Annotated in this window: 21 protein-coding genes; 12 read left to right on the forward strand and 9 right to left on the reverse strand. The window is 45.3% G+C overall.

Annotated features, from left to right (window positions below):
* Nucleotide 1: 1 nt before the first annotated feature.
* Complete coding sequence (gene moaE, locus QTP81_RS16175) at nt 2-466, forward strand: molybdopterin synthase catalytic subunit MoaE (RefSeq protein WP_289366906.1); 465 nt, start codon at nt 2-4, stop codon at nt 464-466.
* On the opposite strand, the gene QTP81_RS16180 is transcribed toward moaE, so the two are convergent.
* From QTP81_RS16180 to narL, 4 genes are read right to left on the reverse strand one after another with little or no spacing between them, the layout of a single operon-like run.
* A complete protein-coding gene (locus tag QTP81_RS16180) occupies nt 444-887 on the reverse strand; it encodes a CopD family protein (protein ID WP_289366908.1) in 444 nt (147 codons plus the stop codon). The two genes, moaE and QTP81_RS16180, sit on opposite strands and share 23 nt — an antisense overlap.
* 9 nt (nt 888-896) lie before the next feature.
* The gene (locus QTP81_RS17195) at nt 897-1,271 is read right to left on the reverse strand and encodes a YbaN family protein (RefSeq protein ID WP_353059729.1); all 375 of its coding nucleotides are present in this window, start codon (nt 1,269-1,271) and stop codon (nt 897-899) included.
* Nucleotides 1,272-1,278: 7 nt separating this feature from the next.
* Nucleotides 1,279-2,514: a molybdopterin molybdotransferase MoeA gene (gene moeA / locus QTP81_RS16185; RefSeq protein ID WP_289366911.1), complete on the reverse strand. Its 1,236-nt coding sequence runs from the start codon at nt 2,512-2,514 to the stop codon at nt 1,279-1,281.
* Nucleotides 2,515-2,516: 2 nt separating this feature from the next.
* Nucleotides 2,517-3,170 (reverse strand): two-component system response regulator NarL, encoded by a 654-nt coding sequence (narL, locus tag QTP81_RS16190; protein WP_289366913.1) that lies wholly within the window; start codon nt 3,168-3,170, stop codon nt 2,517-2,519.
* 307 nt (nt 3,171-3,477) lie between these two features.
* Between narL and QTP81_RS16195 the strand changes: the two genes are divergently transcribed.
* The 4 genes from QTP81_RS16195 (at nt 3,478) to modC (ending at nt 7,678) form a co-directional block, all read left to right on the forward strand.
* On the forward strand, nt 3,478-5,091 hold the full coding sequence (locus tag QTP81_RS16195) for an MFS transporter (protein ID WP_289366915.1): 1,614 nt from the start codon (nt 3,478-3,480) through the stop codon (nt 5,089-5,091).
* Between the two features lie 70 nt (nt 5,092-5,161).
* On the forward strand, nt 5,162-5,941 hold the full coding sequence (gene modA / locus QTP81_RS16200) for a molybdate ABC transporter substrate-binding protein (RefSeq protein ID WP_289366916.1): 780 nt from the start codon (nt 5,162-5,164) through the stop codon (nt 5,939-5,941).
* Nucleotides 5,925-6,617: a molybdate ABC transporter permease subunit gene (gene modB, locus QTP81_RS16205; protein WP_289366917.1), complete on the forward strand. Its 693-nt coding sequence runs from the start codon at nt 5,925-5,927 to the stop codon at nt 6,615-6,617. Before modA ends, modB begins: the two co-directional genes overlap by 17 nt.
* 2 nt (nt 6,618-6,619) lie before the next feature.
* A complete protein-coding gene (gene modC / locus QTP81_RS16210; RefSeq protein WP_289366918.1) occupies nt 6,620-7,678 on the forward strand; it encodes a molybdenum ABC transporter ATP-binding protein in 1,059 nt (352 codons plus the stop codon).
* Between the two features lie 25 nt (nt 7,679-7,703).
* Here the strand turns inward: modC and QTP81_RS16215 are convergent, their stop codons facing one another.
* Nucleotides 7,704-9,485 carry an ATP-binding protein gene (locus QTP81_RS16215; protein WP_289366919.1) on the reverse strand — a complete coding sequence of 594 codons (1,782 nt, stop codon included), beginning with the start codon at nt 9,483-9,485 and terminating at the stop codon, nt 7,704-7,706.
* A gap of 341 nt (nt 9,486-9,826) precedes the next feature.
* On the opposite strand from QTP81_RS16215, the gene QTP81_RS16220 reads away from it, so the two are divergent.
* Genes QTP81_RS16220 through QTP81_RS16250 form a run of 7 tightly spaced genes read left to right on the forward strand, consistent with a single transcriptional unit; the run spans nt 9,827 to nt 18,322 of the window.
* A complete protein-coding gene (locus tag QTP81_RS16220; protein WP_289366920.1) occupies nt 9,827-13,603 on the forward strand; it encodes a nitrate reductase subunit alpha in 3,777 nt (1,258 codons plus the stop codon).
* Between the two features lie 2 nt (nt 13,604-13,605).
* Complete coding sequence (narH, locus tag QTP81_RS16225; RefSeq protein WP_289366922.1) at nt 13,606-15,138, forward strand: nitrate reductase subunit beta; 1,533 nt, start codon at nt 13,606-13,608, stop codon at nt 15,136-15,138.
* On the forward strand, nt 15,138-15,878 hold the full coding sequence (gene narJ / locus QTP81_RS16230; RefSeq protein WP_289366924.1) for a nitrate reductase molybdenum cofactor assembly chaperone: 741 nt from the start codon (nt 15,138-15,140) through the stop codon (nt 15,876-15,878). Before narH ends, narJ begins: the two co-directional genes overlap by 1 nt.
* Before the next feature lie 2 nt (nt 15,879-15,880).
* On the forward strand, nt 15,881-16,564 hold the full coding sequence (narI, locus tag QTP81_RS16235; RefSeq protein ID WP_289366926.1) for a respiratory nitrate reductase subunit gamma: 684 nt from the start codon (nt 15,881-15,883) through the stop codon (nt 16,562-16,564).
* A 55-nt stretch (nt 16,565-16,619) separates the two neighbouring features.
* Complete coding sequence (locus QTP81_RS16240; RefSeq protein WP_289366929.1) at nt 16,620-17,414, forward strand: peptidylprolyl isomerase; 795 nt, start codon at nt 16,620-16,622, stop codon at nt 17,412-17,414.
* 35 nt (nt 17,415-17,449) lie between these two features.
* The gene (locus tag QTP81_RS16245) at nt 17,450-17,785 is read left to right on the forward strand and encodes a hypothetical protein (RefSeq protein ID WP_289366932.1); all 336 of its coding nucleotides are present in this window, start codon (nt 17,450-17,452) and stop codon (nt 17,783-17,785) included.
* A gap of 18 nt (nt 17,786-17,803) precedes the next feature.
* The gene (locus tag QTP81_RS16250; RefSeq protein WP_289366934.1) at nt 17,804-18,322 is read left to right on the forward strand and encodes a CBS domain-containing protein; all 519 of its coding nucleotides are present in this window, start codon (nt 17,804-17,806) and stop codon (nt 18,320-18,322) included.
* A 62-nt stretch (nt 18,323-18,384) separates the two neighbouring features.
* Here QTP81_RS16250 and QTP81_RS16255 read toward each other — a convergent pair whose 3' ends face one another.
* The 4 genes from QTP81_RS16255 to QTP81_RS16270 all read right to left on the reverse strand — a co-directional run bounded on the left by QTP81_RS16255 (nt 18,385) and on the right by QTP81_RS16270 (nt 21,713).
* On the reverse strand, nt 18,385-18,648 hold the full coding sequence (locus QTP81_RS16255; RefSeq protein ID WP_289366937.1) for a hypothetical protein: 264 nt from the start codon (nt 18,646-18,648) through the stop codon (nt 18,385-18,387).
* A gap of 188 nt (nt 18,649-18,836) precedes the next feature.
* Nucleotides 18,837-19,832 (reverse strand): MbcA/ParS/Xre antitoxin family protein, encoded by a 996-nt coding sequence (locus tag QTP81_RS16260; RefSeq protein ID WP_289366938.1) that lies wholly within the window; start codon nt 19,830-19,832, stop codon nt 18,837-18,839.
* A gap of 1 nt (nt 19,833) precedes the next feature.
* The gene (locus QTP81_RS16265; RefSeq protein ID WP_289366940.1) at nt 19,834-20,163 is read right to left on the reverse strand and encodes a hypothetical protein; all 330 of its coding nucleotides are present in this window, start codon (nt 20,161-20,163) and stop codon (nt 19,834-19,836) included.
* Nucleotides 20,164-20,165: 2 nt separating this feature from the next.
* Nucleotides 20,166-21,713, reverse strand: a complete 1,548-nt coding sequence (locus QTP81_RS16270; protein WP_289366942.1) for a TnsD family Tn7-like transposition protein — start codon at nt 21,711-21,713, stop codon at nt 20,166-20,168.
* Between the last annotated feature and the right edge of the window lie 11 nt (nt 21,714-21,724).

The following is a 21,724-nucleotide window of genomic DNA, read 5'->3' on the forward strand; positions in this document are numbered from 1 at the left end:
TATGATTAGCGTTCAACGTGACGATTTTGATCACTGTGAACAATACCAGGCCCTTAAGGAAGAGGCTGACGGCGATGGAGCTGTAGTCACTTTTACAGGGTTAGTAAGGGATTTCAACGTCCAGGGTTCTGTTTCGGGTATTCACATAGAGCATTATCCTGGGATGACCGAAAAATCTCTCATGCGAATATGCAGCGAAGCGCGAAAACGCTGGCAGTTAGGGCAAATAAGAGTGATTCACAGAGTAGGTACAATTGGGCCACAGGAGCAAATTGTGTTTGTGGGCGTGACATCAAAGCACCGCAAAAGTGCTTTTGAGGCATGTGAATTTATTATTGATTACCTTAAAACCAGCGCACCTTTATGGAAACAAGAGGGGACGTCAGAAGGTATGAAGTGGGTTGCTAGTAAGTCGTCTGATCAAGAGGCAATGGATCGCTGGGCTAATACAACCAACCAGTCTTGAAAGATACGCCGACTATTACGAAGAGGATAGAAAGCAGGGTAACAGCAATTATATGGGCTGCCATATCCCATAAATTTTGCTGCGATAATTTTGGCAAGACCCTGAGCTTAGCGTCAGCGGCTAATAGTATCGTTAACGCAAGTAATGTGAGTTTTATACCAATCACTCTCGATATAGGATTGGCCCAGTCCAGCCATAGATAAAAATCGGGCAGTAGTCGATGCGCCAACAGTAAACCAGTAATGATCTGGACTAGCATGGCTGGTTTACCAACACGCTCGAATGCCGATTCAAAGTCCAGCAAACGTTCAGGGGATTTCTCTTTCAGCACTCTGGGTAAAACAGCAAGAGACAATACAATATGGCCACCTGTCCATATAGTCGCTCCTAAAATATGAGCAAGTATCAAATAACCATACATATAATAACGTCAACCTCGACTGGGTCTGCTCCATATAAAGACTAAAACCAACAAGGATATGGCAACTACTAAAGCGATTATCCAATAAGTATATTCACCAACTAGTAATGCAACGGTTATCATTGCCATCATGCAAGCACTAGCAACGACCTTGGTTTTATGTGCAATCACACCGGATTCTTCCCAATCGTTTATCACGCTTCCAAGCGCTGGCTGCGATAGTAGCCACTGATGCAGCGTGTTCGAACTTTTAGAAAAGCAAAACGCAGATAAAAGGAGGAAGGGCGTAGTTGGCACTAAAGGCAATACTATCCCGACGACGCCGCAAATACAGGCCAGTAAACCTGTGAGTATATATATCGACTGGGTCAGCTGTGTTCGCATCGCCAGTTTATCTCAACACTGAATCAAACCACTGCACATTCACCGTTTCTCCCGGCTCTACCATACCGCGACTATTCTCAAGTACTGCGTAACAATTGCTTGTAGTAAAACAGGAAAGAACTCCTGAGCTTTGTGAGCCACCAGTGTCGACTATCAGTTGACCATTGTCATCGCGATAACAGATTGCACGTTGATAGTCAGTTCGTCCGGGTTTTTTCCTAAACTTATTCTTTGCAATGGCTTTAACGGCAATTTTACTTTCTGGTGTACAGCCTGCTAAAAGTGATAGGGAGGGGGCGGCAATTTGGTCAAAGGTGACTACTGCTGATACTGGATTGCCTGGAAGACCAAAAAATAAACTGTTATCCAATCTGCCGAACGCGAGTGGTTTGCCAGGTTTTATCGCTAACTTCCAAAAGTCTACCGTACCAATCTCCTCGAGAATTTCGCGTGTATAGTCAGCTTCACCTACAGAAACACCACCTGAAGTGATAACACAATCTGCATTTGCATCGGCTTGCGTAAAGGCATCTCGGATTTTATCCGGATCATCTTCTATCACACCTAAGTCCAGAACCTCAGCGCCAAGACGCTTTAACATCGCGCGAAGCATGGGCCTATTGCTATCAAAGATTTTGCCTTGTTGGGGTGTGTCTCCTGGTTGTAGTAGCTCATCACCGGTTGAAAACAGTGCCACTTTGAGTTTGCGGAAAACTGATACATTGTTAATACCGATAGACGCGAGGAGGCCAACATCAATAGCAGTCAATCTCTTCCCTTTTGACAACACGACGGATTTTTTTGCGATGTCACCGCCTGCAATACGAATCGCTTCACCTAGTTTTACAGCATGAGTGATCGTGATTTTATCGTTGTTAGCAATGGTGTTTTCTTGCATTACCACCGCATCCGCACCTGACGGGATTTGTGCGCCGGTCATAATTCGCACGCACTGATGCTTGTCTAGCTCGCCGTTGAATGGGTTACCAGCAAAGCTTTTGCCGACCAAATTGAAAGTCTTGTCAGAAGACAGATCCTGATGGCGAATGGCATAGCCATCCATTGCAGAATTATCGAAGCCTGGAACATTGATTGGCGAAATCACGTCTTCTGCCAGCACTCTATCCAATGCTGAATCAAGATTGCATAGCTCTATATCGTTAATCGGCGTGATAGTGTCCCAGATGATCTGTTTTGCTTGTTCTACTGGCATAAGGCCTTTTGCGTCGCATCCACAACCCATCGCTATGCTCCTTTTTGATGGTTCACCATCCAAACTGCAGCCTCAACGCGAGAACGCAGATTCAGTTTTTTTAAAAAGTGCTTCACGTGAACTTTTACTGTGCCATCTGAAATATCCAGTTCTCGTGCGATAAGTTTATTGCTCATGCCTTTGGCGATAAGTTTGAGGATCTCCAGTTCTCGACTTGTCAGGCTGGCTAATGCACGACTTCCGGCTCTTTCAGGTTTTCTTAATGCAGTCGCCAGTACCTCAGTCAGCTTTGCGCTCATTACCATTTTGCCAAGTGCGGCTTCGCGCAGCTTGTCGACGATGTCTTCGGGATCCATGTCTTTTAACAGATAACCATCTGCACCTGAACGCACTGCTTCAACAACATCTTCATCGTTGTCAGATACGGTCAACATGATTATACGCGAATCAACACCTTTATCTCGAAGATGTTTAAGCGTTTCGAGTCCATCCATCCCTTGCATGTTCAAGTCCAGCGTGATCAGGTCAGGCTCCAACTGCACCGCCATTTCGATGGCTTCTTTTCCTGAACTCGCTTCTCCAACAACTGCTAAATCATCTTCAAATTCGATGAGTTGGTTTAGTCCTTTACGCAATAAAGGATGGTCGTCGACCATCATGATGGTGGCGGGTTTGTCTTCAAACATGTATGCCTCCTTACAAACGCTTAGTTTTCTTTTAATTTAACTATACACGAACTAGTGAACTTCTCTTGAATTACTGGAGGTAACCGAGCTACCACTTAAGAGGTAGTAAAACACATTCGTTGAAACCCTCTAAATATAGGGAATACAACAAGATAGCCGTACCACTTTCAGCACTCAATATTCTAGAAATCGTGGATTTTGTTCCCACAATGCCTCGCCTGGCTACCTACTGAAGCAGATTGTTAGCTCAGCGTGTGTCAACCATAGTGTGACCAAATAAATGTCATTCTATGTTGGAGTAAGCGTTATGTCTGATCTGCACAAGTGGGATCCAGAAGACCCTGATTTCTGGGAAAAAGAAGGAAAGAAAATAGCGAATCGCAACCTTTGGATATCGATCCCTAGCTTGCTGACAGGCTTCGCTGTATGGCTCTATTGGGGCATTATTACCGTCCAAATGCTGAATCTGGGCTTCCCTTTCGCTAAGGCTGAACTTTTTACATTAATGGCGATTGCTGGGTTAACCGGCGCAACCCTGAGAATTCCTAGCAGTTTCTTTATTCGATTATGCGGTGGAAGAAATACTATTTTCTTCACCACTGCACTGCTGATGATACCTGCTGTTGGAGCGGGATTTGCACTGCAAAACCCTGATACGCCGTTATGGCAGTTTCAGCTGTTAGCATTATTATCCGGTTTTGGTGGCGGAAACTTCGCGTCATCAATGTCTAATATCAGCTTCTTTTTTCCGAAAAAGCAGCAAGGTTTGGCACTGGGTATGAACGCTGGTTTGGGTAACTTTGGTGTTACCACGATGCAAATCGTTGTGCCGCTGTTTATGACATTCGCGGCCTTTGGTGCATTTAGCGGCGACCCAATGACGCTAATCAATGCATCAGGCACGCTTATTGGTAAAATTCCTGCAGGCACCGAAAGCTATATTTCAAATGCGGGCTTTGTCTGGTTACTATTACTTGTTCCCTTATTCTTCCTCACATGGTTTGGAATGAATAACATTCGCACGCCTGATGTTTCTCCAAATATTGGCAATCCTTTGACATCTTTTGCTCTAATAACCGTTATGCTCAGCATTGGTCTGGTTGTGGCTGCTTTTGGCCTGTGGTTAATGTTACCTGAGACCGCAAACGGTTCAGGATTCGGTGTGCCTAAGGAAGTTGTGTTAGTGCTGGTGGTTACCGCCACTGTAGTCATCTTGAAAATGTTGCCAGGTTCAATTGGTGAGAGTCTGACTCGTCAATATCAGATCTTTAACAACAAGCATACCTGGGTGATGAGTGTTATTTACACCATGACGTTTGGTTCGTTCATTGGTTTCGCTGCATCATTCCCGCTAGCCATTAAAGTTATCTTTGGCTATAGCCATGTCATGGTCGATGGGGTGATGACGCACAATACCATTAACCCGAATGGCCCAAGTGCTCTAATGTATGCTTGGATGGGCCCATTCATTGGCGCACTCATTCGTCCATTGGGTGGCTGGATTTCTGACAAAATTGGCGGTGCATTAGTTACACAAATATGCTCTATCGTTATGATTGGTAGTGCACTCGGTGCAGCCTATTACATGCAAGAAGCCTATCAATCTGCCACGCCAGAAGAGTTCTTTAAGCCATTCTTCGTGTTGTTCCTACTACTGTTTGCAGCGACCGGTATTGGTAATGGTTCAACGTTCAGAACCATCGCGCAAGTATTCCCTAAAGAACAAGCGGGCCCAGTGCTTGGATGGACGTCAGCGGTGGCTGCATATGGTGCCTTTTACATTCCCAAAGTTATTGGTGAGCAAATCCAGGCTACCACACCGGAAGTTGCGTTGATTGGATTTGCAGTGTTTTACGGCGTCTGTGTATTGATCAACTACTGGTTTTATTTACGCAAAGACGGCGAATTCTACAATCCGTAGGCAGTTCCAATAATCGATACAAAGGTGCGAGCAATCGCGCCTTTTCCCGTATTACCATGGTTAGACCATCATGCGTTTAAAGCTAATCTTGTTCTCGATAACCCTGTTTGTTCATTCGGTCGTGAATGCTGATGAGTTGTTAATAGCGGCAGCGTCAGATCTTAAATTTGCGATGAAAGACATCGTAAGTTTATTCGAATCAGCAAATCCGGACATAACAGTTAAAACTTCGTTTGGTTCGTCTGGCAAGTTTCGTACGCAGATCCGCAATGGCGCGCCATATGACCTATATTTCTCAGCGGATATTAGTTTTCCACAGCAGCTAAGATCGTTGGGCTATTCATCGTCGGACGTTGTCCCCTACGCCAAGGGTAGATTGGTATTGCTGAGTCATAAAAACGATATGTCCAATAGCCAACTTGCCTCTTTGCTTCACGCTGACTTTGAGAGAATTGCAATTGCTAATCCAAGACATGCACCTTATGGCATGAAAGCCAAAGAGGCACTAGAACAAGCTGGATTGTGGACTCAACTTACGTCAAAAATCATCTATGGTGATAGCGTTTCTCATACTACTCAATTTATCGTTAATCGACATGTCGATGCGGGTATCGTTGCGTTGTCGTTGGTCAAGTCTGCGTCAAACTCTTCAAATGCATCCTACCTGTTGATACCAGAAACACTGCACTCTCCGCTACTTCAAGGTTTTATTATTACCCAACGCGGTGGAGAAAAACCTGCAGCATGGTTATTTCATGCTTTTATGCAAAGTGGAGAAGTCGTAAGGCTACTGACACAGTATGGATTTGAAACACCCAATCAGGAGACTATAAGTGCTTTCGGCGGGTGACTTGCAAGCTTTGCTTCTGACCCTGAAGCTGGCGAGCACGGTAACCATTATCCTGTTATTTTTCGGAATTCCATTTTCCTGGTGGTTGGCTAGAACTCACTCCAAACTCACAAGTCTTTTAACTACCCTGGTAGCCATGCCACTCATCTTGCCACCTACGGTGTTGGGCTTTTACTTATTATTAATGCTTGGCCCAGATGGGCCTGTTGGGAAAATAACAACGCAGTTGAGTATTGGTTTATTCCCCTTCACGTTTACGGGCTTGGTTATAGCCTCAATTATTTATTCCTTACCTTTTACCATACAGCCCCTTGTGTCTGCTTTTGAGGCAATTCCAAATCGAACACTAGAAGTCGCTTCTACCTTGAGAGCGTCACCTATCGATGCTTTCTTTTCCGTCGTATTGCCGCTATCAAAAAGCGGTATCCTTACCGCTATTGTTTTGACCTTTGCTCATACGGTTGGTGAATTTGGCGTTATTTTGATGATTGGCGGAAACATTCCGGGTGAAACACAAGTCGTCTCAATTCAAATCTATGACCATGTAGAAAGTATGAATTATGGCGCTGCACACACGCTGTCAGTGATCATGCTTGTCTTCTCATTTTTGACGTTAACGCTGCTGCAATGGATCCGGCGACGGAGCTTTGCAGTCGCTCTTGTGAAGAGTAAGTAATCGTGAAATTGGCTTACAGACTATCCAAAGGGCGCTTTAATCTGAATGTAGATCTAAAACTTCCTGATACTGGCATCAGCGTGCTTTATGGGCATTCTGGTTGCGGTAAGACGACACTACTACGCTGTGTCGCTGGCTTAGAAAACGAGGCAACCGGACATTGCTCCATCGCTAATGAAGTTTGGGAAAGTAAGAGTATAAAGCTGAAGCCACATAAGAGAGACGTTGGGTATGTCTTTCAGGAGCCAAGCCTATTCAGTCATCTCAGTGTGAAAGACAATCTAGATTACGGTATCAAACGCGCCATTGAGGCAAGCAAGAAGAACCTGGATGAAGCAATTGCAGTGTTGGGTATTGAACACTTATTGGAGCAGAAACCTGCAGCTTTATCAGGTGGGGAAGCGCAGCGTGTTGGCATAGCTCGCGCATTGGCGTTAAATCCCAAGATTTTGTTGTTTGATGAACCTTTGGCATCACTTGACGATGACCGAAAGCGTGAGATCTTACCTTACCTTAAGCGTATTAAACGGCAACTGAGCATCCCAATGCTGTATGTTACTCACGCTGCGCCAGAAGTGGCAATGCTTGCAGACCATGTTGTTGTCATGCACGAAGGCAGGGTTGTATCCAGCGATTCGCTGTCGGCATCACTTACAAACGAAAAACTACCACTAAGGTTAAACGGAGAAATATCGTCTGTTTTGACCGGGAAAATTATCGAGATTGATAAGAGATGGCATTTAGCTTGTTTATCTATCAGTGATCAAAAACTATGGTTACCCAATACCAAAATGTCGATAGGTGATGAAGTAAGGGTGCAGATTTTAAGTAAAGATATAGCTTTGGCCAATTCTGCAGGTGACGCCAGTTTTCAAAACGTGTTCAAAGCTAAGATTGTGGCAATCAATGAGGGTGATCATCCTAGCCAAGCAATCGTTAAAGCTAATGTCGGCGAACACGAATTTATGGTCGCAGTAACCAAACGAGGATTAGCAAATTTGGGTTTGCGTGTTGGCAACCAAGTGTTATTGCAGGTGAAATCAGTCGCAATTCACAGCTAATAAAATTCGCTAAAGGCGCGGAAAACTAAGCACTTTTACTCTTTAACTCGAGCGTCCGTGCATACTCTGGAATGAAACTAAACATGACCGTGGTGCCACGCTCATCATTACGTTTGACTGTTAGTTCACCGTCCAGGTTTCGGCTGCGTTCCTTCATAATGGCTAGGCCATAATGATTAAGTTTATTCGGGTCTTCAGGGATGCCAATTCCGTTATCTTTAACCGTCAATATCACTTCGGAAAGAGAATTACTGGTGATGCCAATTTCAATATTAGACCCTTGAGAATGATAGAAGGCGTTTTGGGTTGCTTCTCTGGCAATTTGCAATAGATGTATTTCTTCTTGAGGCGTGAATGGAATATTGCTGACGTGATAATTAAGCGTAAAACTGAAATCGTCTGAGCGGTTTTGCAATTGCGAAATCGTTTGCTCTAATGCGGCTTTGATGCCCTGTCCATCTAACTTTAATCTGAAAGTCGTTAGCAATTCTCGTAGTTCACTGTAAGCCGCACCGAGCCCGTTCTTTAACTCATCAATAACTTGGTCTATTTGCTCCTGAGCACTCTCTTTCTGCTGCAGTCGTTGTAATCGTGTCACCTGAATTTTCAAATAGGATAATGCCTGCGCTAGTGAATCATGCAGTTCTCTGGCTATCACCGTGCGCTCATTCATCAAAGCGATGCGCCTGCGCTGCTCATTTTGATATTTCATGCTCAATCCATTGGCGACCTGTTCAGCAATGGCTTCAAACAACTGGTGCTGCCAGTCTTCCAGAATACTCCCTTCATCCAAACTCACTACCAAGACACCATAGTGTTGATCACCAATACTTAACTGATACTTCATTTGCCCATTAACAGGCGGGAATAGAGAATCATGCTCAGTACAGTCATGACAGAGTTGCTGCTGACACTTATCTGGAATCGTCTTCTCTGTACTCATCAAATGTTCATAAGGGCCCGTGCCTTGCGCTGTCATAATGCACAGATCCAGGTCTTTCACACCAGTCACGGCTGCCAGCTTGTTGAGTAAGGGCTGAAAATCAACAGAGCCCGGTTCCACTTCGTTAAGTTTGCGAGATACTTGAAACAGCAATTCGAGGGATTGATTAGAGCGCGATAGTTTTCTTGTTTTACGCTTAATTTGTTCTTCAAGTTGAGACTTTGAACGATACAAGCTACCGCTCATTTTATTTATTGTTCTGGCCAGTATTGCAAGCTCGCCTTTGCCAGTCTCTTCTGCTTTGGCAGTAAAATCTCCTTTTCCTATCTGATGGGCTACCCAAGTCAGTTTCGACAGTGGTTGCTCTATGTGACGGTGCACAATCACCATGGCAAGGGCAATAAGTATCAGGGTACTAAATAACGCAAGACTTTGGACTAATCGAATCGTAGCAATATTAGTTTCAGCATGTTTTTGATAAGCACCAACAAGTAGCTCGATATCTTCTACCAGTTTGTTAAAACCATCCAGACTGGAGGTGTTGGGATCACCTGAAGCTGTCAAATAGGTTTCGATCAACGGCTTAACTCTTTCACTCCAGTTTTTTGTCACTGCCGCATGATGCTTTGCGATATCTCCACTGTCCCTAAGTGCCTGTTGATTAACCAGCACGCCGGTATTCAGGGTCAGGTCAAATTCGTCAACTAATTGATTGATGGTCTCAATATCATTTGGATTGTCGAGCATGAAGCTATGAATTCGATACGTCTTCATTCTCAATGAACCCGCCACATTCACCGCCTGAGCATCGAACTGGGCACCGTCACTCATAAACACGGTTGTAAACATACTGACGATCGCCAAAAAGCTAACCGAAAACATTAGTGCGGCGATTTTAAATACAGTCGAATGTATGAAGCTTTTAATGGGTTGCATGGGTTATGTAGAAACGAAGTCGACTCACAAGTGATACCTCCAAAGATTAACTTACGCTCAAATTGTAATCAGTTCTTGATGACATCAGTCTAGACCCCTTTAATACAAAGGAAAAGCAAAAAAACGCCTCTACCACTTTGGTGGTAACTCCCTTATTTAACGCTGTTTTCGGGCTCTTGCCGTGCGATTAACAATGCACTTTAATCCATATAAAGCTTGAGTTTGCAGCGCATCTTATCGTTGCTATTCCATTGATAAAGGAGTCTGGCGTGAGTCATTTTTTAGACAGATTGCAGTTCTTCAAACGTAACGAAGAGCCGTTTTCGAACGGTCACGGTGTTACTACGAATGAAAGTAGAGGGTGGGAAGACGGATATCGCCGTCGCTGGCAGCATGACAAAGTTGTGCGTTCAACCCACGGTGTTAATTGTACCGGGTCATGTTCCTGGAAGATATACGTGAAAGATGGTTTGGTAACTTGGGAGACTCAGCAAACTGATTACCCACGCACACGCCCGGATCTTCCCAATCATGAGCCCAGGGGTTGTCCGAGAGGCGCAAGTTACTCTTGGTACATCTACAGTGCGAATCGCCTCAAGCATCCTAAAATCCGTAAACGCTTAGTAAAACTGTGGCGTGCAGCTAAAGCTCAACATCAGGATCCAGTAGAGGCATGGCGCTCTATTGTTGAAGATCCTGCCAAAGCCAAAGAATACAAACAACAACGAGGCCTGGGGGGATTTGTTCGCGCTAACTGGAACGAAGCCAATGAGATCATCGCGGCTGCGAATGTATATACAGCAAAAACCTACGGCCCTGACCGTATTACAGGTTTTTCACCAATCCCTGCCATGTCGATGGTTTCCTATGCCGCGGGTGCACGATATCTGTCGTTGATAGGTGGTAACTGTCTGAGCTTCTATGACTGGTACTGCGATTTACCGCCAGCATCTCCTCAGATTTGGGGTGAGCAGACCGATGTGCCAGAGTCGGCTGATTGGTATAACTCGAACTACATTATTTGCTGGGGCTCAAACGTTCCGCAAACACGTACGCCGGATGCGCACTTCCTCACAGAAGTTCGATACAAAGGTACCAAGGTCATTGGCATAACGCCTGATTATTCGGAAGTGGCGAAACTTACTGACCAATGGCTGGCACCAAAACAAGGAACTGATGCGGCACTAGCGATGGCGTTCGGCCACGTTATTCTCAAAGAGTTCCATGTCGAGAAACCATCAGCTTATTTCTCTGACTACGTGAAGCGCTACACCGACTTCCCGGTTCTGGTCATGCTGGACAAAGCGGAAGACGGCAGTCTACATCAGGGCCGTTTCCTAAGAGCGTCCGATCTAGATGGCCAACTCGGTCAAGACAACAATCCTGAATGGAAAACTATCTCAATCAACGATAAAGATGGCGAACTGGTCTCGCCCACGGGCTCAGTTGGTTATCGCTGGGGTGAAAAAGGTAAGTGGAATATCACCCAAACTGATGGTAAATCAGGTGATGAACTCGATTTGCGGGTAAGCCTGAAAGGTAGCCACGATGAGCTGGTAAGTGTTGCATTCCCGTACTTTGGTGGCGCTGAGCATGAATTTGGCTACTTCCAGAATACTGAGCACGATGACGTGTTGCTACGCAAAGTGCCAGCTAAGAAAGTCAAACTTGCCGATGGTTCTGAAACCTATGTTGCCACTGTGTTTGACTTAACTCTTGCCAACTATGGTGTCGACAATGGTTATGACGATCCGAATGTAGCCAGCAGCTACGACCAAGACATTCCATACACCCCGGCCTGGCAGGAGCAAATCACCGGTGTGCCACGCGCAGATGTCATCAAAGTTGCGCGGGAATTCGCCACTAATGCAGATAAGACCAAAGGTCGCTCTATGGTTATCGTTGGTGCGGGTATGAACCACTGGTATCACATGGATATGAACTACCGTGGTCTCATCAATATGTTGATGATGTGTGGTTGCATTGGTCAAAGTGGTGGCGGCTGGGCACACTATGTGGGTCAGGAGAAGCTGCGTCCTCAAACTGGTTGGCAACCGCTAGCGTTTGGTCTTGACTGGCAACGTCCACCGCGCCATATGAATGGAACGTCTTTCTTTTACAATCATTCAAGCCAGTGGCGCTATGAGAAATTGGAGATGACCGAGGTCATTTCTCCGATGGCAAACAAAGACAAGTGGTCTGGTTCGATTATCGATTTCAACAGCCGAGCCGAACGCATGGGCTGGTTACCATCTGCTCCACAGCTTGGGATGAATCCGCTACAGCTTTGCAGAGATGCAGAAGCTGCTGGTAAGTCGCCTCAAGACTATGCTGTGGAACAATTAAAGAGCGGTGAACTTAATTTTGCATGCTTGGAGCCTGAGAATCCGCAAAACTATCCGCGTAACTTGTTTATCTGGCGTTCGAATTTGCTTGGTTCTTCAGGTAAAGGCCACGAATACATGCTACGTCACTTGCTTGGCACCAAGCATGGTTTGATGGGCAAAGATCTTGGCGAAGACGGTGGTAAAAAGCCTGAAGACATCAAATGGGTCGATAAAGCCGCAGAAGGTAAAGTTGACTTGTTGGTGACTCTCGACTTCCGTATGTCAACCACCTGTCTGTACTCAGATATTGTGTTACCAACAGCAACCTGGTACGAGAAAGACGATCTCAATACCTCTGATATGCACCCGTTTATTCACCCATTGAGTGCGGCGGTAGACCCGGTGTGGGAGTCGCGTTCTGACTGGGATATTTTCAAGGGCATCGCCAAGCAATTCTCAAAAACGGCGGTTGGTCACTTGGGTGTAGAGAAAGACTTAGTCACGTTGCCGATTCTGCACGATACGCCAGCAGAAATCGCTCAACCCTTTGGTGTGAAGCACTGGTGGAAAGGCGAATGTGATCTTATTCCAGGCAAAACTGCTCCGAATATGATTGTCGTAGAGCGCGACTATCCAAATACCTATGCTCGGTTTACGTCAGTTGGGCCGTTGCTTGAAAAACTCGGCAATGGTGGCAAGGGAATAACCTGGAACACTGACGCTGAAGTCGAATTCCTTGGCCAGTTAAATCGTCGACACATTGAAGAAGGCGCTAACAAAGGGCGACCCAAAATTGAAACAGCGATTGATGCGGCTGAAGTGATACTTTCCCTTGCGCCGGAAACTAATGGCCAGGTTGCAGTGAAGGCCTGGAGTGCCCTAAGCGAGTTTACCGGCCTGGATCACACTCATCTGGCGAAACCCAAAGAAGAAGAAAAGATCCGCTTCAGAGATGTGCAGGCTCAACCCCGCAAAATTATCAGCTCGCCGACTTGGTCAGGTTTAGAGGACGAACACGTCTCATACAACGCGGGTTATACCAACGTGCATGAGTACATTCCATGGCGCACAGTCACAGGTCGCCAACAGTTTTATCAGGATCATGAGTGGATGCGCGATTTTGGTGAAACCATGTGCCTGTATAAGCCGCCAATCAATCTTAAAACTGTGAAGCCAATGATGAACAAACAACCTAATGGCAACACAGAGATTGCGCTGAACTGGATAACCCCACACCAGAAGTGGGGGATCCACAGCACCTATTCAGACAACTTGTTGATGCTGACGCTATCTCGCGGCGGCCCGATTGTATGGATTTCCGAACCTGACGCGCAGCGCGCAGGAATTGTCGATAACGATTGGATCGAAGTCTTCAACGTTAACGGTGCGATTGCAGCAAGGGCTGTTGTCTCGCAGCGTGTGCCGGAAGGCATGAGCATGATGTATCACGCTCAGGAACGCATTGTAAACGTGCCCGGTTCAGAGGTCACCAAAACACGCGGTGGTATCCACAACTCTGTTACCCGAGCGGTGATGAAACCAACGCACATGATCGGTGGTTACGCGCAACAGGCCTACGGATTTAACTACTACGGCACTGTGGGGTGTAACCGAGACGAATTCGTTATCGTGAGAAAAATGGCGAAGGTCGACTGGTTGGACGATGACAGCGTCGAACAGAGTGAAGATGAATTTAACAACTTTGGAGCGGAGGGCTAATCATGAGAGTTAGAGCTCAAATAGGCATGGTGCTCAACCTTGACAAATGTATCGGTTGCCACACCTGCTCTGTAACTTGTAAGAATGTATGGACATCACGTGAAGGTGTCGAGTATGCATGGTTTAACAATGTCGAAACCAAGCCGGGTATTGGCTATCCCAAAGAGTGGGAAAATCAGGAAAAATGGAACGGAGGCTGGACTCGGCATAGCAATGGCAAACTAACACCCAAACAGGGTGGCAAGCTGCGCATTCTGGCCAACATCTTCGCCAACCCTGACCTACCGGGTATAGATGATTACTACGAGCCGTTCGATTTCGACTATCAGCATCTGCATAAAGCGGGTGAAAGTAAACATCAGCCTGTTGCACGTCCACGTTCATTAATTACGGGTCAGCGAATGGAAAAAATTGACTGGGGCCCTAACTGGGAAGAAATCCTCGGTACCGAGTTTTCTAAGCGTCGTGCTGACAGTAACTTCAACCAGATCCAGGCTGATATGTACGGTGAGTTTGAAAAAACTTTCATGATGTATCTACCTCGCCTGTGCGAGCATTGTATCAACCCAGCTTGTGTAGCGTCTTGCCCATCTGGGGCAATCTACAAGCGTGAAGAAGACGGCATTGTGTTGATCGATCAGGACAAGTGTCGCGGCTGGCGGATGTGCGTCAGCGGATGCCCGTACAAGAAGATTTATTACAACTGGAAAACCGGTAAATCTGAGAAATGTATTTTCTGCTATCCACGTATTGAAGCTGGACAACCCACAGTCTGTTCTGAGACCTGTGTAGGTCGCATTCGCTACTTAGGCGTTATGCTCTATGATGCTGACCGTGTGGAAGAAGCCGCCAGTGTTGCCAATGATAAGGATCTTTACCAGGCGCAGTGCGATATCTTCCTCGACCCATTCGATGAGGCGGTACAGGAAGCCGCACGCAAAGAGGGTATTCCCGACGCATGGTTAAAATCGGCGCAAGAGTCTCCTGTTTACAAGATGGCAATGGACTGGAAAGTCGCACTGCCGCTTCATCCTGAATACCGCACACTGCCAATGGTGTGGTACGTACCGCCTTTGAGCCCAATTCAAAGCGCTGTTGAGGCTGGTAGTGTACCCATGGATGGTGTCTTCCCAGACTTAAAAGCACTACGTATTCCAATGAAGTACTTGGCCAATATGTTAACCGCCGGTGACGAAGCCCCAGTTGAACATGCCTTAAAACGCATGATGGCGATGCGTAAGTTTAAGCGTTCACAACAGGTTGACGGTGAAGAAAATCTGGAAGCGCTAGAGCAAGCTGGTCTCAGTGTTGCGCAAGTTGAAGAAATGTATCGTTATATGGCGCTTGCCAATTACGAAGACCGATTTGTCATTCCGACCAGCCACAAAGCGTATGCAGCTGATGCTTATGACATGAAATCGGGTTGTGGTTTCAGCTTCGGTAACGGCTGTAGTGGCGGTGACAGCAGCATAGACCTATTTGGCGGTAAAAAACAAACTGTGCGTCAAGTCATCCCTGTGGAGGTACAAGACTGATGGAAATATTAAAAGTCCTTTCAAGACTTCTTGATTACCCGACTGAGGCGCTTTATGAGCACGGTATCGATATTGCGGAAATCATTGCAAACGATGCCGACCTGAGTGAAAGCAACAAAGCGAGTCTGCTTGCATTTGTCGATCAGCGCTTCTCAGACAGCCTACTAGATTGGCAGGCTGACTATGATGGGCTGTTTGAACGAGGTCGCTCACTATCTCTACTTATTTATGAGCACATTCATGGTGAATCGCGCGACAGGGGCCAGGCAATGGTTAACTTGCTTGAACAGTATCGAGCAGCAGGCCTAGATATTGGTGTTAGAGAGTTGCCTGATTACATCCCTTTGTTTCTTGAGTTCGTCAGCACACAAGGCAGCGAGAATGGAAAAGGCTGGCTGGAAGATATCGCGCCAATCCTTGCGCTACTTCAAGTGCGTCTTGAAAAAAGAGGCAGTAACTACAGTGCGGCCTTTGCTGCACTCGTCGCCCTCTCAGAGGCGGCTATTGATGTACAGGCATTGCGTGAGCAAGTGAAAGATGAGAAGCGCGATGATACCAAAAAGGCGTTGGACAAAGTCTGGGAAGAAGAAGCTGTCACATTTGGTGGCGACGCCGTAAACGGCGGTTGCCCGTCTCAGGTTAATCGACCTTCTGAGACGCAACGTCGCGACCAGGATGTTCCCATCAGTTTTATAGATAATTCGTCAGCCCAAGCGGCTGAGCAAGCAATAAGGAGCTAGTTATGGCTTTTTTAGATATGTTCTTTTTTGGCATCTATCCTTATATCGCAACTGGGATTTTCTTTCTCGGCAGTCTTTTGCGCTATGACCGAGAGCAATACAGTTGGAAAACGGGTTCAAGCCAGATGCTAAGCAGCAAAAACTTCCGGATAGCCAACATTTTATTCCATGTCGGTATCATTGCGATCCTACTAGGGCATTTTGCCGGCCTTGTTTTGCCTTGGGAGATTTGGCACGCACTGGGTATTTCACTCGCAACCAAGCAAGTTATCGCTATGGGTGTCGGTGGCTTCTTTGGTGTCTTATGTTTCATTGGTTTGACTATGTTGGTGATACGCCGTTTGTTTGACCCCAGGATCCGTGCTAACAGTAGTATGATGGACACTGGCATCCTGTTACTTATTTATCTGCAGTTAATCGTGGGTATGTTTACCATTGTGATCTCATCAGGTCATATGGATGGTGCTGTGATGTATAACCTGATGAGCTGGTCTCGTTACTTACTGACATTCAGACCTGTCGAAGCAGTCGAGTTTATTTCAACAGTTCATCCGGTTTACAAGTTCCACGTTACATTGGGTATTACTCTGTTCGTACTATTCCCATTTAGCCGGTTGGTTCATATCTGGAGCGTTCCTGTGCAGTACGTGCGCAGAAGCTATCAGGTTGTTCGTTCAAGAGCATAATTTCCACAACCACTCATTGGGGCAGGGAAGCCTCCTTTTTTAAGTAGGATTGACAATGTCACTTACAAATACACCAGATATTACAGTAAACGGAAAAACTATTAGCGCGGCTATGATCGACGCTGAGGTTCAGTATCATCCCGCAGAATCACGCCGACAAGCGATGGTAAAAGCGGCAGAAACACTGATAATTGGTGAGCTGGTTACGCAAAAAGCGATGGAGAAAGGGATCCCTCTTAACCCTGAATCAGATGCATATGAACAAAACAGTCAATTGATTGATAGCTTATTAGCATCTGAAGTCAGCGTACCGGAAGCTACAACCGAGGAATGCGAGCGCTATTACAACGCAAACAAAGGTACGTTTAAAACAGCTCCGCTAATTGAAGCAAGCCATATATTGATTGCATCAGACCCAAAAAATCTTGAACACAGGGCTGAATCCCATGCTTTGGCGGTTAACCTTATTCATAAGTTGCAAGGTGGGGAATCGACTTTTGGCGAGTTAGCAAAACAGTTTTCTTCATGCCCTTCCAAAGATGTTGACGGAAGCTTAGGTCAGCTTTCACATGGCCAGACAGTAAGGGAGTTTGAACGCCAGGTATTTGCCGCTAGTGAGGGGCTTATGCCTCAGCCGGTAGAGACTCGCTATGGTTACCATGTAGTTCTTGTTGCCAGAAAAGTAGACGGCAAACCGCTTTCCTTCGATATGGTGAGAGAGAAGATAAAACAATATCTTAATGATAAGGTTCACCGTAAAGCACTGTCGCAGTATTTGCATCGACTCGTTAGCGAAGCAGATATACAAGGTTTCAAGTTTGAATTCGATGATTCTATGTTAATGCAGTAGTGTTGTTTAAATTCGATAAAGTGGTGGGGTAAAAGATGACGAATCCCTTCACGGCGCGCTGGACGGCGCAAGGACACACGCTCTGTTTGGGCCATTGGGAAATCAGCTTTAACCAACAACGTTTGGAATTGCCGTCGGCAAAAGCCGAGAACCATATGGGCACTCGCGGTATTTTCAGTTGGCTATTCCCGGACGATGAAGAATATACAGAGGGATTAGAGATTCACGAATGGATTGAGGAGCAAGCGGACTGGCTTGTACCGCTGTTTGAGCGTCACGACATTCCATTCGATGAACAGCATGTTGAGTGGTTTTATCAGGCGGTCAATCAAAATGACTGGCGATGCGGTAGTTGTGGTGGCTGCCTTTAACTAAGAAGGAATTGAAACATGGTAAGTGATAGTGCAACAGTGCTGGATTTGCTAGAAAAATACCCCGTAGCAGCAATTGCCAGTACAGATTTATTGACCGCGTATGAAGGCTGGTCTATCAAAAAGCTCTCGGAATTTTTTGCGAAACATAGAATAACCGGAGCTCCTGTTATCGCATCCGATGAAACCCTTGTTGGTGTTGTGACACAAACTGATGTTGTGAAATTTGAAGGCAGTAGCCCTGACGAAAAAGAGATTGAGAAAATTATTCAACACTACATTGGGCCACAGGGAACCGTGCTGCAATCAGAAATCGATCGGATAAAATCACGCGCTTCTGATTACTGCACGGTTAACTCAATAATGACACCCGAAGTGTTTTCCATTGATGAAACAAGCCCTATTTCAGAGGCGTATAACATCATCGAGTCGCATGATATCCACCGGCTTTTTGTTACACGGGAATCAGTGCTGATTGGTGTGGTTACGGCCATGGATATTCTTAACTGGGTTATTAATTGCCCAACGGTGGAGTGATTTCGATGATAGGGGCGCTAAAACACTTGTTTATTGGCGGTTGATGTATATCTTAGATACGTTTATTTTTTTGCTCGGGGGAGGACGTCTTTGGCTTCTGCAATCTTGCCCTGCCTGACATCTTCTCTTGCAGCGAAAACTAGCCTGGCCAAAGCAAGAGAAGTTTGAAGCCGCTCTGTTTCATAGAGCTCCAGGAATTTCTCTTCAGCGGTGCAAACAAAGAACCCTGATTTTTGTTCTGTAGTAACTATCACACCACCCCGAAAAGCTGCTGGGTTATCTAAATTATTGCTGAACTCTGCCCTTGTCATTGTTCGATGAAGCATAATTAGTTCCTAATTTGGGAGCTCAAAAACGTTTTGGCTATGCTTTATTAATGCGTAATTTATTGCCATACTTGGTGTCTGATTCACTGGAATTTTTCTTTAAGGTCACAATGCGCCCGAAACAGCGACCAATCTGGGTATAACCAACTCTACTTGAGATTCCAATAGAGTACCGGTGGACTAATATTTTAAGATAAGTCACCATGAGCGAGCCTGTCTAATAATGCTTGAACAGCGTCTCTCCCAAAGGCACTCCTCATCAACACTATCGGGATATGGCCACCAAGTGGCGTCTTAACCCGAGTTAACCATTGTGTTGTGTACTCTGACTTATTTCCATAAAAATCCATCATTTGAGACCATATCAAACATAATCCAACAATCGATTCCGTCTGATCAACGCTCAATTTTTGTTGTTTGTTGAAGAGTTCTAATCCCTCTTTAGAAGTAGAAAATAGGGTTACAAGAAGAACTTTGGACATTGTGTTGCAAACAATTTTCAGTAATTCGCCGCTGGCTTTCTCATCACATATAAACGCGATTTTTAGCGGTTCTGGACGGTACTTCGGATCGATAAGGATACGAATCACGAAGTCATTGATAGAGATGGGTTCAGGGAGGCTATCCGATACCTGAGCGTGTTCACGAAACTCGACTACTTTCTCTAGTGCTGATTGATCGCACTTTAGTAGTACTTGCCAAATTTCTTGGTATGCAGCGGATACGTAGTCTTTGCGCAATGTGTTAGCCGAGAATGCACTTGGTGATTGATTAGCCAACCAATTTTCAATCTCTCCAGCAATTAAACTGAGCGGCTTGTCTCGAATCAAAATTGCATCTTGGAAAGCCATCGCATCTTGCAATTGTTTTTCAAAAGAATCGTTTGGATTTGCAACAATAATACCGCAAAGCCTTCTGACATTTGGATCTTCAGACATACTGTCGCGTTCTTTGAGCCATTCCCTGGCTTCCTCTTGATTTTTAAACCTTGGAACTTTTTGAATAAAAAATTGCTCGGGGATTTTGAATTCTCGACACTCCAAATCATATGCGAGAATTTCACCAGTGAGTTCAGACATGCTCGCTTTGTCACTGTAGAGTGCCTCTAGAGCACTCAAGGCAGTCGGAAACGGCGCAGGAAATCTGTCACGCATATCAAACACTCTGAAAGCAAATACGTCCATTTCAATCTCCGACAATGGTTTGTTGCGTATTGCGTAGCCTTGCTCTCAGAACTCCTTGGCATGTCACAAAGTGACTAGCAAATTTTTCTGACCCATCCTCACTTTCAGCATACAGGAGATCGACTACGGCGGCTGAACAGCTTGTATTTTCAAGCTCGATAATTTCAATGCTTGTTGATATTGAGGCAGGTAATTGGCGAAGGTCGAAAGTGCCTTGACCTGTATGGCCTCCGTAATAAAAGGACTGATTTTTGGACGAGAAAAATAGATTTCTTGATGCAATCCAGCTTTCTAGTTGCTTGTTTGTGAGCAATGCAAATTCTGATTTCATTTCTAAATTACCTCAAAGCTGAATGGTGGGATCATTTCGGGAATTACAGTATCAATGAACAATCGAGCAAGAGGAGTAAGACGCTCATCACTTAAACCGCTATTTCTTAGAAGAAACCAACGTTTGAAGCGATACGGATGCTCGCTGAAAAGCAATGTCCTTGTTATCCGTCTAATTTGATATTCGAAAACAGATTCGCTGTACTTGTGCAGTAATGCATTAGTTATTGGTAGTTTTTGAGAATACTTCTCGATAATCGAAGTGAGTGGTAAAACAAACATCAGCTGTCGACGAGTTTGCCGGGGGAGTGATAAATCTGCACATGATGCTGATAAACAGCGGAGCAGCTTCTTCGCCAACATCTTATCTCGAGCGCGCCAATTAACCCTGTCTTTGGCCGGCTCTCTAACCATAAGATGCTTCTTATTGATACCAATCAACCAGTCATGATGAGAGCGAAACAATCGCGCATACAATGCAGGGTGACATGAACGTGCTTTTTTTGGATGATGACTATTTAGCAGGTTTACCCAATTTTGTTGGTCAAAAGTCAGTAAATTACTCGACTCAGAAGGATCCTCTTTCCTGACCGAATCGGTTTCTCTAAGTTGTTTCGACTGAGAAGATGCTTCTTCGATTGATGCGACAATATCAAACTTGTCACCGAGCAATGAGTACAAAGTAACAATATGCTCTAAAAAACTGAACGACTTTCTGTGTTTACGAAAGATACTATGAAGCCAACTTGATTCTGCAGAGGTGTTGTTCAGGTTGTTTTTCTGCAAGAAACCTAATGACCATGTACTTGAAACTGATTCTTCTATCCCAACGAAATCAATGTATGCGCCTTTGCGAAAACCAGCCTGCAAAGCTATCAGTCGATAATAATTTGTCCACTGTGCATATGAAGGAGACTTAATATTTGAGTATCTCAACAATGCAGAACACTGCTTAGCAATTGTATTAGAAAAATGATGGCTCAAGTCTTCCCGTTGTTTTTGTGTACCGGATACAGGAGCTGAGAACAATGTATTACGATGCAGACCAAATAGCGTATTCTGCGCACTCTTATATTTTACATTATGAACAGGGCAATGCGATATGGCTGGAATTTGGGCAAGCCTAGCCCAATAGGGCTCACCATATGTTTGTTGCTGCTCTCTCGAACATGTGGGGCAAAAGCGGAGTGTTTGTATTTTTGAAAGTCTGCTAGCTACTAAGCCACTCCTTACGTGAATGCCAGCACAATCCCCTGAAGTCATAGATTGAATGAGATTCTGGCGTCTTTGAGCCGGCAAGAATGGCGCGTACAAAGGGAAAAGAGAATGATGCGAAATTAAATGTTGGATAGGATTTTCCGGTAAACCAGTAAGGTTTTCAGATAGCGCTTTGAGATTAGTTGGCATAGCTATCGGCGCAGAGACTGACCGTTCACCAAACATTACTTCATTGAAAGACTTTGGACTGACGCGACAATAGTGCACTTGGATTCTTGCCAGCAGACTATAAAGAAGCTCGTCTGGGAAAGGGGCATAGCGGGGAGAATCCATTGATGAACCTC

This window comes from Neoalteromonas arenosi, from assembly GCF_030362855.1.
GTDB classification, from domain to species: domain Bacteria; phylum Pseudomonadota; class Gammaproteobacteria; order Enterobacterales; family Alteromonadaceae; genus Alteromonas_E; species Alteromonas_E arenosi.

Bases quoted from the DNA above. Each gene is read 5' to 3' on its own strand.
- QTP81_RS16195 (WP_289366915.1), top strand. From the start codon at position 3,478: ATGTCTGATCTGCACAAGTGGGATCCAGAAGACCCTGATTTCTGGGAA.
- QTP81_RS16265 (WP_289366940.1), bottom strand. From the start codon at position 20,163: ATGAAATCAGAATTTGCATTGCTCACAAACAAGCAACTAGAAAGCTGG.
- QTP81_RS16255 (WP_289366937.1), bottom strand. From the start codon at position 18,648: ATGCTTCATCGAACAATGACAAGGGCAGAGTTCAGCAATAATTTAGAT.
- QTP81_RS16270 (WP_289366942.1), bottom strand. From the start codon at position 21,713: ATGGATTCTCCCCGCTATGCCCCTTTCCCAGACGAGCTTCTTTATAGT.
- moaE (WP_289366906.1), top strand. From the start codon at position 2: ATGATTAGCGTTCAACGTGACGATTTTGATCACTGTGAACAATACCAG.
- moeA (WP_289366911.1), bottom strand. From the start codon at position 2,514: ATGGGTTGTGGATGCGACGCAAAAGGCCTTATGCCAGTAGAACAAGCA.
- QTP81_RS16245 (WP_289366932.1), top strand. From the start codon at position 17,450: ATGACGAATCCCTTCACGGCGCGCTGGACGGCGCAAGGACACACGCTC.
- narI (WP_289366926.1), top strand. From the start codon at position 15,881: ATGGCTTTTTTAGATATGTTCTTTTTTGGCATCTATCCTTATATCGCA.
- modA (WP_289366916.1), top strand. From the start codon at position 5,162: ATGCGTTTAAAGCTAATCTTGTTCTCGATAACCCTGTTTGTTCATTCG.
- QTP81_RS16260 (WP_289366938.1), bottom strand. From the start codon at position 19,832: ATGGACGTATTTGCTTTCAGAGTGTTTGATATGCGTGACAGATTTCCT.
- QTP81_RS16240 (WP_289366929.1), top strand. From the start codon at position 16,620: ATGTCACTTACAAATACACCAGATATTACAGTAAACGGAAAAACTATT.
- narJ (WP_289366924.1), top strand. From the start codon at position 15,138: ATGGAAATATTAAAAGTCCTTTCAAGACTTCTTGATTACCCGACTGAG.
- narH (WP_289366922.1), top strand. From the start codon at position 13,606: ATGAGAGTTAGAGCTCAAATAGGCATGGTGCTCAACCTTGACAAATGT.
- narL (WP_289366913.1), bottom strand. From the start codon at position 3,170: ATGTTTGAAGACAAACCCGCCACCATCATGATGGTCGACGACCATCCT.
- QTP81_RS16250 (WP_289366934.1), top strand. From the start codon at position 17,804: ATGGTAAGTGATAGTGCAACAGTGCTGGATTTGCTAGAAAAATACCCC.
- QTP81_RS17195 (WP_353059729.1), bottom strand. From the start codon at position 1,271: ATGCGAACACAGCTGACCCAGTCGATATATATACTCACAGGTTTACTG.
- QTP81_RS16180 (WP_289366908.1), bottom strand. From the start codon at position 887: ATGTATGGTTATTTGATACTTGCTCATATTTTAGGAGCGACTATATGG.